Annotated in this window: 14 protein-coding genes; 3 read left to right on the top strand and 11 right to left on the bottom strand. The window is 73.5% G+C overall.

Features of this window, described 5'->3' with window-relative positions:
- Positions 1–26: 26 nt before the first annotated feature.
- The 5 genes from D0Z67_RS17805 to D0Z67_RS17780 form a co-directional block, all read right to left on the bottom strand.
- Entirely contained in the window at positions 27–1,547 is a 1,521-nt protein-coding gene (locus tag D0Z67_RS17805; RefSeq protein ID WP_031180776.1) for an aldehyde dehydrogenase family protein, read from the bottom strand.
- Positions 1,548–1,769: 222 nt separating this feature from the next.
- Positions 1,770–2,414 carry a hypothetical protein gene (locus D0Z67_RS17800; RefSeq protein ID WP_037774798.1) on the bottom strand — a complete coding sequence of 215 codons (645 nt, stop codon included), beginning with the start codon at positions 2,412–2,414 and terminating at the stop codon, positions 1,770–1,772.
- Between the two features lie 1,420 nt (positions 2,415–3,834).
- Positions 3,835–4,182, bottom strand: coding sequence for a hypothetical protein (locus tag D0Z67_RS17790; RefSeq protein WP_031180778.1), 348 nt, complete (start codon positions 4,180–4,182; stop codon positions 3,835–3,837).
- Positions 4,179–5,918 (bottom strand): hypothetical protein, encoded by a 1,740-nt coding sequence (locus D0Z67_RS17785; protein ID WP_031180779.1) that lies wholly within the window; start codon positions 5,916–5,918, stop codon positions 4,179–4,181. The genes D0Z67_RS17790 and D0Z67_RS17785 overlap by 4 nt, the downstream gene beginning before the upstream one ends.
- An 80-nt stretch (positions 5,919–5,998) precedes the next feature.
- Positions 5,999–6,940, bottom strand: coding sequence for a LysR family transcriptional regulator (locus D0Z67_RS17780; protein ID WP_037774801.1), 942 nt, complete (start codon positions 6,938–6,940; stop codon positions 5,999–6,001).
- Between the two features lie 96 nt (positions 6,941–7,036).
- On the opposite strand from D0Z67_RS17780, the gene D0Z67_RS17775 reads away from it, so the two are divergent.
- Together D0Z67_RS17775 and D0Z67_RS17770 are read left to right on the top strand one after the other, a co-directional pair.
- The gene (locus D0Z67_RS17775; RefSeq protein ID WP_031180781.1) at positions 7,037–8,446 is read left to right on the top strand and encodes an MFS transporter; all 1,410 of its coding nucleotides are present in this window, start codon (positions 7,037–7,039) and stop codon (positions 8,444–8,446) included.
- A 48-nt stretch (positions 8,447–8,494) separates the two neighbouring features.
- Positions 8,495–9,181, top strand: coding sequence for a siderophore-interacting protein (locus D0Z67_RS17770; protein ID WP_031180782.1), 687 nt, complete (start codon positions 8,495–8,497; stop codon positions 9,179–9,181).
- Between the two features lie 66 nt (positions 9,182–9,247).
- Here D0Z67_RS17770 and D0Z67_RS17765 read toward each other — a convergent pair whose 3' ends face one another.
- From D0Z67_RS17765 to D0Z67_RS17750, 4 genes are all read right to left on the bottom strand, one after another.
- Positions 9,248–10,237 (bottom strand): malate dehydrogenase, encoded by a 990-nt coding sequence (locus tag D0Z67_RS17765; protein ID WP_031180783.1) that lies wholly within the window; start codon positions 10,235–10,237, stop codon positions 9,248–9,250.
- A gap of 309 nt (positions 10,238–10,546) precedes the next feature.
- Positions 10,547–11,434 carry an XRE family transcriptional regulator gene (locus D0Z67_RS17760; RefSeq protein ID WP_031180784.1) on the bottom strand — a complete coding sequence of 296 codons (888 nt, stop codon included), beginning with the start codon at positions 11,432–11,434 and terminating at the stop codon, positions 10,547–10,549.
- 303 nt (positions 11,435–11,737) lie between these two features.
- Positions 11,738–12,202 (bottom strand): DUF3017 domain-containing protein, encoded by a 465-nt coding sequence (locus D0Z67_RS17755; RefSeq protein ID WP_031180785.1) that lies wholly within the window; start codon positions 12,200–12,202, stop codon positions 11,738–11,740.
- Positions 12,192–13,046: a bifunctional methylenetetrahydrofolate dehydrogenase/methenyltetrahydrofolate cyclohydrolase gene (locus D0Z67_RS17750; protein WP_031180786.1), complete on the bottom strand. Its 855-nt coding sequence runs from the start codon at positions 13,044–13,046 to the stop codon at positions 12,192–12,194. Before D0Z67_RS17750 ends, D0Z67_RS17755 begins: the two co-directional genes overlap by 11 nt.
- Before the next feature lie 262 nt (positions 13,047–13,308).
- Between D0Z67_RS17750 and D0Z67_RS17745 the strand changes: the two genes are divergently transcribed.
- Positions 13,309–13,917, top strand: coding sequence for an RDD family protein (locus tag D0Z67_RS17745; RefSeq protein ID WP_031180787.1), 609 nt, complete (start codon positions 13,309–13,311; stop codon positions 13,915–13,917).
- A gap of 79 nt (positions 13,918–13,996) precedes the next feature.
- Here the strand turns inward: D0Z67_RS17745 and purH are convergent, their stop codons facing one another.
- Together purH and purN are read right to left on the bottom strand one after the other, a co-directional pair.
- Positions 13,997–15,568 carry a bifunctional phosphoribosylaminoimidazolecarboxamide formyltransferase/IMP cyclohydrolase gene (gene purH, locus D0Z67_RS17740; protein WP_031180788.1) on the bottom strand — a complete coding sequence of 524 codons (1,572 nt, stop codon included), beginning with the start codon at positions 15,566–15,568 and terminating at the stop codon, positions 13,997–13,999.
- The gene (purN, locus tag D0Z67_RS17735; protein ID WP_031180789.1) at positions 15,565–16,203 is read right to left on the bottom strand and encodes a phosphoribosylglycinamide formyltransferase; all 639 of its coding nucleotides are present in this window, start codon (positions 16,201–16,203) and stop codon (positions 15,565–15,567) included. Before purN ends, purH begins: the two co-directional genes overlap by 4 nt.
- Positions 16,204–16,232 lie beyond the last annotated feature (29 nt).

Raw genomic sequence — 16,232 nt, 5'->3', positions numbered from 1 at the left:
GGTCGTACGCGGAGGTCTTGAGGGGGTCAGCCGGCGAACCAGCGCACCGGGCTCGGGGCGAGGTTCTGGTACACGTGCTTGGTCTCGCGGTACTCGGCGAGGCCGGCGGCGCCCAGTTCGCGGCCGGTGCCGCTCTTGCCGAAGCCGCCCCACTCCGCCTGCGGCAGGTAGGGGTGGAAGTCGTTGATCCACACGGTGCCGTGCCGCAGCCGGGCGGCGACGCGCCGGGCGCGGCCGGGGTCGGCGGTCCAGACGGCGCCGGCGAGGCCGTACTCGGTGTCGTTGGCGAGGGCGACGGCCTCGTCCTCGGTGCGGAAGGTCTCGACGGTGAGGACGGGTCCGAAGACCTCCTCCCGCACGACGCGCATCTCGCGGTGGCAGTGGTCGAGGACGGTCGGCTCGTAGAAGTAGCCGGACTCGGGGCGGTCGGCGGTGGGCTCGGGGCGCTTGCCGCCGCAGACCAGGCGCGCGCCCTCGGCGAGCGCGGAGGCGACGAAGTCCTCGGTCTTGGCGCGCTGCTGCTCGGAGACGAGCGGTCCGCACTCGACGCCGGGTACGGTGCCGCGGCCGAGCCTGATCTTCCGGGCGCGGCTCGCGAGTTCGGCGACGAAGCGGTCCCGGACGGACTCCTCGACGATGAGGCGTCCGCCGGCCGAGCAGACCTGGCCGCTGTGGATGAACGCGGCGTTCAGGGCCTGGTCGACGGCGGTGTCGAAGCCCTCCTCGGTGGCGCAGGCGTCGGCGAAGACCACGTTGGGGTTCTTGCCGCCGAGTTCCAGGGCGACCTTCTTCACGCTCGGCGCGGCGGCCTGGGCCACCTTGACGCCGCTGACCAGGCCGCCGGTGAAGGAGACGAGGTCGACGTCGGGGTGGTCGGCCATGCGGGCGCCGACGGTGTGGCCGGGGCCGGTGACCAGGCCCGCGACGCCCTCGGGGAGTCCGGCCTCCACCAGCAGCTCGATGAGCGCGATCGTGGTCATCGGGGTGATCTCGCTGGGCTTGATCACGAAGGTGTTGCCGGCGGCGAGCGCCGGGGCGACCTTCCAGCTTGCCTGGAGCAGCGGATAGTTCCACGGGGTGATCAGCGAGCACACACCGACCGGCTCGTGCACGACGACGCTGTGGATGTCGGGCGAGCCCGCGTCGACCACCCGGCCGGGCGTCTCGGCGGCGGCCAGGTCCGCGAAGTAGCGGAAGGCGTCGGCGACGCAGTCGATGTCGACGCGGCCCTCCTCGACGGTCTTGCCCGCGTCCCGGCTCTCCAGCAGGCCCAGCTCCTCGCGGTCGCGGACCAGCAGGTCCGCGACGCGGCGCAGCAGGGCGGCGCGCTCGGCGACCGGGGTGTGCGGCCAGGGGCCCTCGTCGAACGCGCGGCGGGCGGCGGCCACCGCCCGGTCGACGTCCTCGGTCCCGCCCTCGGCGACGACGGCGAAGGGCCTGCCGTCCGCCGGGTCGAGGATCTCGCGGGTCGCACCGGAGTCCGCTTCCAGCCACTCGCCACCGGCGTGGATGGTGGCCTCGGCCGCTCGTTCCGTTCTGTCCGCCATGATCGGTTTTGCCTTCCGTTCCTGTTCAGACGCCCTGTGTGACAGAGCTGCCACGTCCGGGCGGATGACCGCATGCCCTCGGCCGGTGAAACACATGCGCATTCGATGGCCGAAAGTGTGCTGGGTCACGGAAATTACTGGAGAAAGGCGGAGGAATCGGGCGTCTGGGGGTGGCGTAGATCACGACGACGGTACGCACTCCCGCGAACCGGGTCGATTCGATCAGTCCAGCGCCGCGTTCCCGGAGGGGTCGCAGTTCATGCCCGGCGGGCAGAACCAGGCGAGCGCGGTGGTGAGGAGGTCCAGCTCGTCCTTCCTGCCGTCGGCGTCCGGGCCGTACGCGGCGAGGGCGTAGATCTTGCCGTCGGCGGCGACGAAACGTTCGTCGTAGACGTGCCAGGTGCCGACCTCGGGCTCGTTCCGGATCGTGTCCGCGAGGTACTCCAGCCGGGAGCCGGTGAAGTCCCCGTCGTCCAGCTTGGTCAGCGCCAGCTCCTCGAATCCGCGCGGCTTGGCGGTCTGGTCGGAGAGGTACAGGTCGAAGGACGCCTCCGGGTTCGCCTCCGACACCTCGTACACCTGGAGCCTGCGTTCCCGGTCGGGGCTGCGGAAGTTCACGACGGCCATCCCGTACTCGGACGGCACGGTCGCCCGCGTCCACCCTTCGGGCACGGCCACCCGGAACCCCTCGTCGTCGTCCCGCAGCTCGTATCCGGCGGGGGGCGCGCTCGGCGACGGGGAGGGGGTGGGCGAACTGCTGAGGGGGCTCGGGCTACGGGTCACGGGAGCGGAGGTGTGCCCCTGCGCCTTCTGGCTCCGGTCGTCGCCGTCGTCCTTCCCGACCACCAGAGCCAGCACCAGACTCACCGCGATCCCGGCCGCCGCCGCCCCGACGATGACAGACCAGAGCAGCCGCCGACTGGGCCCACTGCGGGACGGTGCGGGGTCGGCGGGGGGCCAGGGGGCGGCGGCGGGGAAGGCCGAGGTCGGGGTGGTGGGGGGCCAGGTGGCGGTCTGGGCGTCAGGGGGCCAGGCAGCGGCCGGGGACGAGACGCCGGCGGACGGCCAGGCGGCGGAGGAATCGGCCGGGGGCCAGGGGGCGGTCGGGGGCTGTGCGTGCGCGGAAGCGTCGGCCGGGGGCCACGAGGTGGTCGCGGATTCCGCGTGCGCGGAGGGCTCGGCCGGGGGCCACGGGGTGGTCGGAGATTCCGCGTGCGCGGAGGGCTCGGCCGGGGGCCACGGGGTGGTCGGAGATTCCGCGTGCGCGGAGGGCTCGGCCGGGAGCCACGAGGTGGTCGGGGGCTCTGCGTGCGCGGAGGGCTCGGCCGGGAGCCACGGGGTCGTCGGAGATTCCGCGTGCGCGGAGGGCTCGGCCGGGGGCCGCGAGGTGGTCGGAGATTCCGCGTGCGCGGGAGGCTCGGCCGGGAGCCACGAGGTGGTCGGGGGCTCTGCGTGCGCGGAAGCGTCGGCCGGGGGCCACGGAGCGGTGGGCGGCTCCGCATGCGCGGAAGCGTCGGCCGGGGGCCAGGCAGCGGCCGACGGTTCCCCGTCCGAGGAAGCTCCGGCCGGCGGCCAGGAGGAGTGAGGGGGCGTCCGCCGGTCTGCGGGCGGCCAGGAGGGAGCCGAGGGGGTGGCGGACGCCGGGGGCTCGGCGGAGGCCGAGGAGGTGGCGGACGCCGGGGGCTCGGCGGAGGCCGAGGAGGTGGCGGAGGCCGAGGAGGTGGCGGACGCCGAGGGCTCGGCGGAGGCCGAGGGGGTGGCGGGGGCCGGGGGCTCGGCGGAGGCCGAGGAGGTGGCGGGGGCCGGAGGACCGGCGGACGGTCCGGCCTCGGTCGGCGGGCCGACGGATGCCGAAGGCCCGGCCGGGGAGCGCGCACCGGCAGCCGCCGAGGACTGGGTGCCCGTCGCCGTCTGCCCGGACGCCGACGGCTCGCCCGAGGGCTGGGCGCTCGTGGTGCTGCCCGCAGGGGCGGAGGGGGCAGCGGATGCCGGGGACCCCTCCGGTGACCGCGCACCGGGAGACGGCGACGGCTCGGCCGACGACTGGGTGCCACTCGTAGCCCCGGCAGACGCGGAGCGGCCGCCCGCTGTCGGTACCGCAGGCGCGTCGGCGGAAGTCGGGGAGTCGGCCGTTTGCCCGCCGGTGGGGGGCGGGGTGTTCCCGGAGCCGGCCGGAGGCCACGTCGGCGGGGGTGGGTTGGTGGGTGGGGCTGGCTCCCAGCGTTGGGTGTCTTCGTTCCAGTGCTGTTCTCCGCCGCTCATCGCGGCCCCCCTTGTGGTGTCGCGGTCAGAGTCCGAGCAGGCCGGCGACCGTGCCGGCCGAGGCGAGGACGGTCAGGAGGGACTGGGAGTCGGCGAGGAGTTCGCGCAGGCGTTCGCGGCGGGTGGGGGTCGCCTGGCCGGTACGGGTGAGTTCCGCCTCGGTGTCGGCGAGCGCCTCGCCCAGCGCGGCGGTCTGCTCGGTGGCCCGTACCCGCGCGAGGTCGGCACGCAACTCCCGTACCGCTTCCAGGAGTTCCTGGTCGGCCGGGGCACCCGTACCGTGCTGGTGGCTCTCGGCGTGGGCGTGGCTGCCGATGGCGAAGGTGCTCCCCGACACGTCTCCGATGCGCACGTTCGGCTCCTGACCGGTCATGCCCCGGCTCCCTTCTGCGGCGCGGGCGCGCCCGTGGCGTTGGCGTGGCTGCCGACGGCGAAGGTGCTGCCCTCGACGCGGCCGATGTGGACGTCCCCGTTGCGGATGTTGACGACCTTCTGGACGAACTCCCCGGTCTGGTAACCGGATTCGGCGAGCGCGGACCGCACCCCGTCGGCGACCCGGTCCTGCACCCCGCGCAGATACCGCACCACGTCCATCTCCTGGAAGAGCGAGCCGACGGGCGTGGACCCCAGCTCGCGCACCGAGAGCGCGGGACCGTCGGGCAGCGCGTTCGCGTACCCGCCGGTCAGCAGCCGCCAGCCGAGCACCATCCCCCGGCCCAGCTGGGCGAGCGCCCGCCCGGCGGAACCCGGCACCAGGACGAGCGCGGTGGCGGCCTTGCCGAGCTGGTGGTTGTGCCGGAACCGGTGGGCCGCGCGGTCGGCGTCCTTGAAGTCCTCGCGCACCGGAGTCAGTACATGCGGCGCGATCTCCAGCATCAGCATCCCGCCCTGGGTGTGGACCCGGACGTACACGGTGACGACCAGCTCCTCCTCCCAGCCGCCGACCCGTACCCGCAGGAAGTGCCGCCGCTTCTCGGCCCCCTCCTCCACCGCCCGCGCCCGGTGCTGCTCGAACGCCTCGGCGGTGTACGGCGCCTGCTCCCGCTTCCGCAGCCCCTCCACCGGGAGGAACACGCACTCGTCGATCTCCAGCCAGCGCAGCCGGTCCCGGACACCGGGCCCCGCGTACTCGGCCGGGACGCGGAGCTGCTCCAGGCGGGGGCGGATCTTCTCCAGGACCGCCCGGTTGCTGAGCGGCTGCCGTTCCTTCGCCAGCTCGTCCGGCTTCAGCTCCACGGCCAGCACCCAGGTGTCGTACGCGTCGCCGGCCCCGCAGAACGGCCGGGCCTCGTGGTACATGACCAGCGGCGCGTGCTGCTCCAGCCGGATGCGCTGCCCGAGCCGCGCCAGACGGGGACCCGGCGTCTGCTCGGCGGGGTCGGCGGCGACGTCCGGGAAGCGCTGCGGGGACAGCTCGCCGGCCAGCGCCCGGCTGAACTGGGTCCGCTGCAGGTGCACGCACAGCGCGATGAGCGCGAGCACGACGAGGGTGGACCACGCCTGCCACAGCTCCACGACCGGGGTGAGCGAGTCGGAGAGGCTCTCGGAACCGCCGTAACTCCCGTACCCGCCGTACCCGCCGTACCCCCTGTACGGGTCGTAGGACGGCTCGCGGGAGGGGCCGCCGCCGAACGCGGTGAGTACGGTCAGCACGAACAGCGCGGCGAACCACGCCCGCCCCCACCACCGCGCCAGGAAGGCGAGGACCAGCCGGTACAGCGGCGGGGTCGCGGAGCGGCCGCGCAGCCAGGGGGCGAGCGCGAGCCAGATGCTGGGCCACAGGTACAGCGCGAGCAGCCCGCCGCTGAGCACCATGCCCACCAGCCACAGCCCGGTGATCGCGCCCGCCCAGAGCAGCTCCTGCCGCCGGGCCCGCAGCGCGTGCGCCAGCACCCGCGCCGCGTCGAAACCGAACGAAGGGGCCACGATCCGCTGCTCGTTGAGGTGGAGTTCCTCGATGACGCGGTCACGGTAGCCGGAGTCCAGATAGGCGCCCGCGCACAGCAGCCGGGTGGCCTCGCTGGTGTGGGGCGGGACGGGCGGGGGATGGACCGGCGCCCTCTCGGCCGGCGTCCGCTCCGCCTGCGGCGGCACCTGAGCACTGCTCATGCCATCCCCCGATGCATGGAAAGTCCCTCGCCCGCCAGGAGGTGGACGACGAGCGCCGAGCATAGAGGGGTGACGGGCGGTCAGGAAACCGGAATCCGCTCGGTCATCAACTCCTTCACCGTGGCACGCAGCCAGGCGTGGGCCGGGTCGGCGTCGTGGCGGGGGTGCCAGGCGAGGCCGACCTCCAGGGGCGGCAGCGGGAGCGGGATGGCGAAGGTGACCAGACCGAGCGTCTCCGCCAGCGACCGGCTCCCCCGGTTGACGATCCCTACGAGGTCGGTGTCCCGCAGCACGAACAGCGAGGCCGGGTAGGTCCCGACGCTGCCGGCCACCTGCCGCGCGAGCCCGAGCGCGGCCAGCGCGTCGTCGATCGGCCCGCGCAGCCGCCCCCGCCGGGACACGCTCAGATGCCCGGCCTCCCCGGCGAACCGCTCCGGCGTCAACTCGCCTTCCAGCAAAGGGTGTCCGGCCCGTACGACCCCGAGCATCCGGTCCTCGTACAGCGTCTCCACCCGTACCTCTGGGGCCGTGGTGTCGACCACGCCGATCTCCAGGTCGGCGGTGCCCTGGCGCAGGAAGGGGGCGTCGACCGGGCTCTCGGAGAGGAACCGCAGCCGGATGCCTGGCGCCTCGCGGGCGGTGCGGGTCAGCAGCGGGGCGCCGAGACCGGCGGCGGTCGCGTCGTGGCCGAGGATCGTGAAGGTACGGGTCATCGTGCACGGGTCGGTGTCCCGGCCGGGCGCGAACAGCGCGCGGGCCCGCTCGACCACCGCGCCGACCTCGGCCCGTACCGCCAGCGCGTGCGGGGTCGGCACCATCTGCCGCCCGGCGCGCACCAGTACGGGGTCGCCGAGCGCCTTGCGGATGCGGCCGAGGGTGCGGCTCATCGCGGGCTCCGACAGATGCAGCCGCCGGGCGGCACCCCGGACGCTCTGCTCCTCCAGGAGCACGTCGAGCGCGAGCAGCAGGTTGAGGTCCACGCCCGCGAGCGGCGAGGCGTCTTCGGATTGCGTCACACGCAATCATCCCTTGCGAAGGTTGCACTGGAAAGCAGGTCGGACCCGACCCTACGGTGAAGCCACAGCCCACCACCACCCCGTCCAGCTCCTGGAGGAGCCGTGCCCCCGCCTGCCCTGAAACGCTCGACGCTGCTCGTGCTGTGCGCCTGTGTCCTGGTCGCCCAGAGCATGGTCGCCGCGATCAACCTGCTGATCCCCCAGTTCATGGCGTCCTCCCCACACCCCTCGCACAGCCAGCTGCTGTGGATAGTGGACGCCTACGTCATCGCCTTCGCCGGACTCCTCGTCCCGGCCGGCGCCCTCGGCGACCGCTACGGCCGCAAGGGCGCCCTGCTCACCGGCCTCGCCCTGTTCGCCGCGGGCGCCGCCACCGGTGCCCTCGCCGGCACCCCGGCCGTGCTCATCGCGGGCCGGGCCGTCTCCGGCGCCGGGGCCGCGCTGATCACCCCGGCCACGCTCTCGATCCTGATGCGGCTGTCCACGCCCGAGACCCGGGCCCGCGCGATGGGCGCCTGGACGCTGTCGCTCGGCCTCGGGGGCGGGGTCGGCAACCTGGCGGGCGGCTTCGCCGGGCAGTACCTGTCCTGGCGGGCCCTGTTCGCGGTCATGGTGCCGCTGGCCGCGCTGCTCGCCGCCGCCGTCGCCGCGACCACCCCGCGCACCGGGCGCTCCCCGGGCACCGGCCTCGACCCGCTGGGCACCCTGCTGCTCACCGGGGGCCTGGTCGCCGTGCTGTTCGGCATCATCGAGGGCCCCTCCTACGGCTGGACGTCCGCGCGCATCCTCGGCGCCTTCGCCGCCGGTGCCGTGCTGACCGGCGCCTTCACCGCGCACGCCCTGCGCTCGGCCGCCCCGCTCTTCGACCCGCGCGTCTTCGCCTCGGCCCGGCTGCGCGCCGCGTCGCTGGGCACGGCCACCGGCTTCTTCGGCCTGTTCGCCCTGTTCTTCGTCAACTCCCAGTACCTCCAGGAGGCGAAGGGCATGGGCGCCGCCCTGACCGGCCTGGCGATCCTGCCCATGCCCGTCGGCATGGCCGTGTCCCAGCGGCTCGCCGGCCGCTGGGCGGCCCACCCCCGCGCCCTCGTCGGCACCGGCCTCGCCCTGATCGGCCTGGGCCTGCTCGCCACGTCGACCGCCGACGCGCACACCCCGTACGCGCTGTACGTCTGCTGGCTGCTGGTGGTCTCCGCCGGTACGGGCCTGTCGATGCCGGCGCTGACCGTGGGCGTGATCACCTCACTCCCCGCGCACCAGGCCGGACTCGGCAGCGGGCTCGGCACCACCGCCCGCGAGACCGGCGCCGCGCTGGGCGTCGCCGTCACCGGGACCGTGCTCTCCGCGCACACCGGGCTCGGGGCCGGGATGGGCCCGGCGCTGCGCATCGTCGCGCTGGTGGTGCTGGCGGCGACCGCCCTGGTGATCGCGGGGTGGGGCGGCCGGAACCGTACCCTCCGGTCGGCCGGCCCGGTCCCGGAGCGCGTAGCATCGCCCTCCACCCCCCACCGATAATCAACTCCGGTCCTTCTGGCCCGAGTTGTCCACTTCTAGGAGCCGTGCATGCCCGCGCTGCTGAATCCCGTCCTCGATCTGCTGATGCTCCGGGCCACCGTGAGCTCCGTGGAGCGGTTCACCGCGCGGATGCGGCGCCTGCGGATCGAGGGCGAGGCGCTGGCCGGGCTCGATGTGCTCCCCGGCCAGCAGGTCCGGGTACTGGTGGGCTCCGCGCTCACCCGGCGCACCTACTCGGTGTGGCGCTACGACCCGTCCGGCGCAATGGAGTTGTGCGTGCTGGACCACGAGGGCGACGGACCCGGTGCCCGCTGGGCGCGCGAGGCGAAGGCGGGCGACGAGGTGCGCCTCGGCAAGCCGGAGGGCTCCTTCACGCTGCGCCCGGACGCCGCGCACCATGTCTTCGTCGGCGACGAGACGGCGTCCGTCGCCTTCGGCGCGATGCTCGCCGCGCTGCCCGACGGGTCGCGGGTCTCCGGCTGCGTGGAGACCGCCACGGCGGACGACCGGCTCCCGCTGCCCCACGCCGGACGGCTGGACTGGGTGCTGCGCGGCACCGTCCCGCTGCCCGAGGCGGTCGGCCGCCTGGCACCGGCGCCGGGCGGGATCGCGTACGTCGCCGGGGAGGCGCGGACCGTGCAGGCGGTACGGCATGTGCTGCGGGACGCGGGCTGGGACCGGCGCTCGGTGCTGACCAAGCCCTTCTGGGCGCCGGGCAAGCGCGGCCTGGAGTAGTCCGCACATGGGAACGGGCCCCGTCCGGAAGACCGGAGGGGGCCCGTCGCTCGTAGGGTGCGGGGCTCAGATGAGGCCGAGACCGCGGACCGCGTCGCGCTCCTCCGCAAGCTCCTGCACCGAGGCGTCGATGCGGGCGCGGGAGAACTCGTTGATGTCCAGGCCCTGGACGATCTCGTACTTGCCGTCCTTGGTGGTGACGGGGAAGGACGAGATCAGGCCCTCCGGGACGCCGTAGGAGCCGTCCGACGGGATACCCATGGAGGTCCAGTCGCCCTCGGCGGTGCCGTTGACCCAGGTGTACACGTGGTCGATGGCGGCGTTGGCGGCGGAGGCGGCCGACGAGGCACCGCGGGCCTCGATGATCGCGGCACCGCGCTTGGCGACGGTCGGGATGAAGTCGTCGGCCAGCCACTGCTCGTCGCCCACGACCTCGGCGGCGTTCTTGCCCGCGACCGTGGCGTGGAAGATGTCCGGGTACTGGGTCGCGGAGTGGTTGCCCCAGATCGTCAGGCGCTTGATCTCGGAGACCGGGGTGCCCGTCTTCTTCGCGAGCTGGGTCAGCGCGCGGTTGTGGTCGAGGCGGGTCATCGCGGTGAAGCGCTCGGCCGGTACGTCCGGGGCGGCGGCCTGCGCGATGAGCGCGTTGGTGTTGGCCGGGTTGCCGACGACGAGGACCTTGATGTCGTCCGCGGCGTTGTCGTTGATGGCCTTGCCCTGCGGCTTGAAGATGCCGCCGTTGGCCTCCAGGAGGTCACCGCGCTCCATGCCCTTGGTGCGCGGGCGGGCGCCGACCAGCAGGGCGACGTTGGTGCCGTCGAAGGCGACGTTCGGGTCGTCGGTGATGGTGATGCCGTTCAGCAGCGGGAACGCGCAGTCGTCCAGCTCCATGGCCGTGCCCTCGGCGGCCTTGAGCGCGGGGGTGATCTCCAGGAGGCGGAGGTTGACCGGCACGTCCGCGCCGAGGAGCTGCCCGGAGGCGATGCGGAAGAGGAGGGCGTAACCGATCTGGCCGGCCGCGCCGGTGACGGTGACGTTCACGGGAGTGCGGGTCATGGCGTTCTCCGTATGGCTGGCGGTGGGGCGTCCCTGCCCCGTGCGGATGATCGATCTCTTGGCGTCAAGAGAGATCAGCGGTCAGGCTATCGCGCATCCGGCATGCCGGGCGTCCGGGGCCCTGTGGCCCGCCCCACAGCCCGGCTCGACGGGAGACCGGCACCGCACACGACAGCGGCCGCCCGTCCGGGAGAGGAGGACGAAGGCGGCCGCCGGTCGGGGGTACCGGCTTGCCGGACTCCCGTGGGGGGGTACTCCTTCGGGTGCCCCCGTTTCCGCGTCCCATGCGGACCGCGCCGAAAACTCCGGCTACTTGGCGCACCCGGTGCGCCCCGACGTCAGGGTGACGCAGGCTTCGGCCTCGCCCGCGCGGCCGACGGCGACCATCGGTGTGTACGTGTACGTCTCCCCGGCGACGGCCTCGACCCGCTCGCTCTCGCCGTCCGCCGTGACGCGCACCCGGTCGCCCGGTGCGGCGCCGGTGATCCGGCCCCAGGCCGCGCCGCACGTCCTGCTGTAGCGGACCTCCAGGGTGGCGGCGCCGACGGTGGCGCTCCGGGCGGTGGTCACCAGGTCGCCGCTGCACCCCATGGCCTCGGCGTCCTTGCCGGCGCAGCCGATGCCCACGCACTTGACCCCGGGCGGCAGACCGGGCGCGCCGGTGGCGGACGGCGAGGGCGGCCCGGCGGCGGCCGGTGTGCTCTCGCCGCCGGTGAGCAGGAAGACCGTGCCGAGCACGGCGAGTACGGCCACGGCGCCCGCGAGGAAGAGCAGGACGCGGCGCCTGCCCCCAGGGGGCTCGGCGGAAGACGGGCTCTGCGGTGGGGCGTCGACCGTCGTGGTGCCCGTACCGCCGCCGAAGTCGCCCAGCTCCGCGCGGGCCTGGGTGATGCGGATCTGCTCCATCGTGCGGTCGTGCCGCGACTCCGCCCGGCTCCAGGCGCGTTCGGCCAGCTCCCACATCGTGGTGAGGTGGACCGGGCTGGTCCCGCAGACCTCGGCGAGGGCGCCGACGGCCCCCTTGGGCGCGAGCAGCCGCCCGTTCAGATACCGCTCCCAGGACGTCCTGCTGTACCCGGTGCGGTCGGCCAGCGTGGCGACGCCCAGACCGACCTCGTCCACCAGTCTTCGCATCTGACGGGTGAACTCCACGATCTGCGGGTCGAGTTCCTCCGGCAGTGCCTTCCAACGAGCCATGGCCCGCTCCCCCCTCGTTCCACCCCCGGCGGGTACCGCGACGCCTCCCCGCGTCACGCCACCGCCCCCGCTCCACGGTAGCCCGCGAGAGGGGGTCGATCGGCATGTATCCGGCGAACTGCCCTTGCCGTAGCGTCAATTGACCGGCTGTGGCAGGGCGCGGACACCGTGGCGGAACGGTCACCTCCGTGCCACAGCGCACGGCGGGACATTGCCCGGCGGCCACCCGGCCCGACAGGGTGAAGTCCCGGTGGCTCGCCCCTGATCGGGGGCGGGGGCGAGCCACCGGCCTTGCGCGAAGCGCTAGTTGGACACCGTGAAGTGCAACGTGTCCTTGAGGAACGGGATCTGCAGCAGGGGCTGGGGCTGGGCCATCAGGGCCAGCAGGACGATGGCGAGGCCCAGTACCCCGTAGGTCACGATGTCCGTGAAGCGGGAGCGGACGGCGAGCATGCCGACGCCGGGCAGCGTCCAGCGCATCGCGGCGCCCGCCAGCAGGGCGGCGCCGATCACCAGCAGCCCGGCGCGAGTCAGGTCGAAGGCGACCAGCAGCAGGCCGAGCGCGACGGCGGAGAGCACGACCAGCACCGGCCACTGCCGGGCCGGCGCCGGGGCGTCACTGGGCGCGGCCCGGCCGCCGCCCTCGGGGCGCGCGGTGTCCCTGGTGAACAGCGGGAAGCGGCGGGTGATGCGCCTGGTGCGCCCCTGCGCGTCGGGAGCGCTGATCGCGTCCCGCACCTGCGGCTCCCCGGACTCGTCAGCCGGCACGCCGCTCCGCCGCCTCCACCACGTTGACCAGGAGCTGGGCGCGGGTCATCGGGCCGACCCCGCCGGGGTTCGGGGAGATCCACCCGGCGACCTCGGCGACGTCCGGGTGGACATCGCCGACGATCTTGCCCTCGGCGTTCCGCGAGACACCGACGTCCAGCACGGCCGCGCCCGGCTTGATGTCCTCGGCGCGGATCAGGTGCGGGGAACCGGCGGCGGAGACGACGATGTCGGCCCGCTTGAGGTGGTACGCCAGGTCACGGGTGCCGGTGTGGCACTGGGTGACGGTGGCGTTCTCGCTGCGCCGGGTGAGCAGCAGCGGCATCGAGCGCCCGATGGTCACACCGCGGCCGACGACCACGACCTCGGCGCCCTTGGTCTCCACGCCGTACCGGCGCAGCAGGGTGAGCACGCCGTTGGGGGTGCAGGGCAGCGGGGCGGGCTCGTTGAGGACCAGGCGGCCGAGGTTCATCGGGTGGAGGCCGTCGGCGTCCTTCTCCGGGTCCATCAGCTCCAGGATGCGGTTCTCGTCGATGCCCTTGGGCAGCGGGAGCTGGACGATGTAGCCGGTGCAGTCGGGGTCCTCGTTCAGCTCGCGGACGACCGCCTCGATCTCCTCCTGCGTCGCCGTGGCGGGGAGTTCGCGCTGGATGGAGGCGATGCCGACCTGGGCGCAGTCGCGGTGCTTGCCCGCGACGTACTTCTGGCTGCCGGGGTCCTCACCGACCAGGACGGTACCGAGGCCGGGCGTGATTCCCTTCTCCTTCAGCGCCGCCACGCGGGCGGTCAGATCGGACTTGATCGCGGCTGCGGTGGCCTTGCCATCGAGAATCTGGGCGGTCATGCGTACATCCTCGCGGATGACGGCCCCCCGGTTCCAATCCGGTCCGCGTGGGCTGCGCCACCGTCGCGTCCCAGATGTCCTCCGTTGATCGTTGATGTTGCACTTGCACAACACCTCGCGAATGCGGCTGGACAACACGTGACGGCTCCACAACCATGAACGGCGCATACATCGCGGTCCGGTGGGGGGCAAACCGCTCAGATCTTGACGTTCCTCCGTGCTGTCCGCGTCGTTCCCGCAGTACCAACGGAGGAATCCAGCCATGAGTTTCGGCTCGCCCCAGAACCCGTACGGTCAGCCGCAGGACCCCCAGCAGGGGTACGGGCAGCCGCAGCAGCCCGGTTACCCGCAGGCGCCGCAGGGCGTGCCGCCGCAGGGCATGCCCCCGCAGCCCGGTTACGGCTACCCGCAGGCGCCCCCGGTCCCGCAGCAGGCCGGTTACGGCTACCCGCAGCAGCCGGGCTACGGCTACCAGCAGCCGCAGTACGCGAACTGGGGCATGCGCGTCCTGAGCCGGATCGTCGACTCGCTGCTGTACCTGGTGCCGTACATCCTGGTGATCGTGGGCGCGAAGAACGGCCTCTCGATACTGATGATCATCGGCTACCTCGTCATGCTCGGCCTGTTCGTCTGGCAGGTGATCCAGGAGGGCAAGACCGGCCAGACCGTCGGCAAGAAGGTCGTCGGCACCCGCACGCTGAAGGAGGAGACCGGTCAGCCGCTCGGCGGTGGCATGGCCTTCGTCCGCCAGCTCGCCCACTTCATCGACGGCCTGCCCTGCTACCTCGGCTACCTGTGGCCGGCGTGGGACTCCAAGCGCCAGACCTTCTCCGACAAGATCTGCGGCGCGATCGTCATCCGCACCAAGTAAGCGCGCGTATACGACAGGCGGCCGCCCGCTCCCCTCACGGATGGGGAGCGGGCGGCCGCTTCTTCGCGTTGCCGCGTGCTCAGTGGAAGAAGTGCCGCGTGCCCGTGAAGTACATGGTCACGCCCGCCTCCTTGGCGGCCTCCACGACCTGCTCGTCCCGGATCGAGCCGCCCGGCTGCACGATGGCGCGCACCCCGGCGTCGATCAGGATCTGCGGCCCGTCGGGGAAGGGGAAGAAGGCGTCGGAGGCCGCGAAGGCGCCCCGCGCCCGCTCCTCGCCCGCCCGCTCGACCGCCAGCTTGCAGGAGTCGACCCGGTTGACCTGGCCCATGCCGACGCCGACGGAGGCGCCGTCCTTGGCGAGCAGGATCGCGTTGGACTTCACCGCGCGGCACGCCCGCCAGGCGAACGCCAGCTCGGCCAGCTCGGCCGGGGAGAGCGCGTCACCGCTGGCCAGCGTCCAGTTGGCCGGGTCGTCGCCGTCGGCCTGGAGGCGGTCGGCCTCCTGGACCAGCACCCCGCCGTCGACCGGCTTGATCTCGACGGTGGCGGCGGGACCCTGCGGCGCCTTCAGCACCCGGATGTTCTTCTTCCGGGCCAGGGCCTCCAGCGCGCCCTCCTCGTAGTCCGGCGCCACGATGACCTCGGTGAAGATCTCCGCGACCTGCTCGGCCAGCTCCTTGCTGACCGGCCGGTTCACCGCGATGACCCCGCCGAACGCGGACAGCGGGTCGCAGGCGTGCGCCTTGCGGTGCGCCTCGGCCACGTCCGCGCCGATCGCGATCCCGCACGGGTTGGCGTGCTTGATGATCGCCACACAGGGCTCGTCGTGGTCGTACGCGGCCCGGCGCGCGGCGTCGGTGTCGGTGTAGTTGTTGTACGACATCTCCTTGCCGTGCAGCTGCTCCGCCTGCGCGAGACCCTCGGCGCCCGGCTCCAGGTACAGCGCGGCCGGCTGGTGCGGGTTCTCGCCGTAGCGCAGGGTGTGCGCGCGGTCCCAGGTGCCGCCGAGGAAGTCGGGGAACGGGGAGTCGTCGACCGGGGCGTACTCGGCGGCGAACCAGTCGGCCACCGCCACGTCGTAGGCGGCGGTGTGCCGGAACGCCTCGGCGGCCAGCCGCTTGCGGGCGGCGAGGTCGAACCCGCCCTCCTGCGCGGCGGCGGCCACGTCCGCGTACCGCTCGGGGCTGGTCACCACGGCGACCGAGGGGTGGTTCTTGGCGGCGGCGCGGACCATCGAGGGGCCGCCGATGTCGATCTGCTCCACGCACTCGTCGGGCGAGGCGCCGGAGGCGACGGTCTCCCGGAACGGGTAGAGGTTGACCACGACGAGGTCGAACGGCGTGACGCCCAGCTCGGCGAGCTGCTCGCGGTGGCTGTCCAGGCGCAGGTCGGCGAGGATGCCCGCGTGCACCTTGGGGTGCAGGGTCTTGACCCGGCCGTCCAGGCACTCGGGGAAGCCGGTCAGCTCCTCGACCTTCGTCACGGGGACGCCGGCGGCGGCGATACGGGCGGCGGTGGAGCCGGTGGAGACCAGCTCGACCCCGGCCTCGTGCAGCCCGCGCGCGAGGTCTTCCAGGCCGGTCTTGTCGTAGACGCTGACGAGCGCCCGGCGAATGGGCCGCTTGGTGCTCTCGGCGGTGGCGGTCACGGGATAACTACCTTTCGTCCCTCTATGCGGTGGCCGTTGCGGGCGAGGCGCCCCACGACCTCGACGAGCAGCCTTCGCTCGACGTCCTTGATGCGCTCGTGCAGCGCGCTCTCGTCGTCCTCGTCCCGGATCTCCACCACGCCCTGCGCGATGATCGGCCCGGTGTCGACGCCGTCGTCGACGAAGTGGACGGTGCAGCCGGTGACCTTGGCGCCGTACGCGAGCGCGTCGCGTACGCCGTGGGCCCCCGGGAAGCTCGGCAGCAGGGCCGGGTGGGTGTTGACGAACCGGCCGCCGAACCGGGCCAGGAACTCCTTGCCCACGATCTTCATGAAGCCGGCCGAGACCACGAGGTCGGGCTCATGGGCGGCGACCGCCTCGGCGAGCGCCGCGTCCCACTCCTCGCGGGCCGCGTAGTCCTTCACCCGGCAGACGAAGGTGGGCAGCCCGGCGCGCTCGGCGCGGGCCAGCCCCTCGATGCCGTCGCGGTCGGCCCCCACGGCGACGATCCGCGCGCCGTACGTCTCGGCGCCGACGCGCTCGATCTCGTCCAGCAGGGCCTGGAGGTTGGTGCCGGAACCGGAGACCAGCACGACGAGTCGCCGGGCCGCTGGACCGGCGGGGGTGGCGGCCACGATGAGGCCCTTTCTCGGGACGGCGGTGT

Source organism: Streptomyces seoulensis (genome assembly GCF_004328625.1).
In the GTDB taxonomy this organism is placed as follows: Bacteria; Actinomycetota; Actinomycetes; order Streptomycetales; family Streptomycetaceae; genus Streptomyces; species Streptomyces seoulensis.
This window is presented reverse-complemented; position numbering and strand designations above follow the sequence as displayed.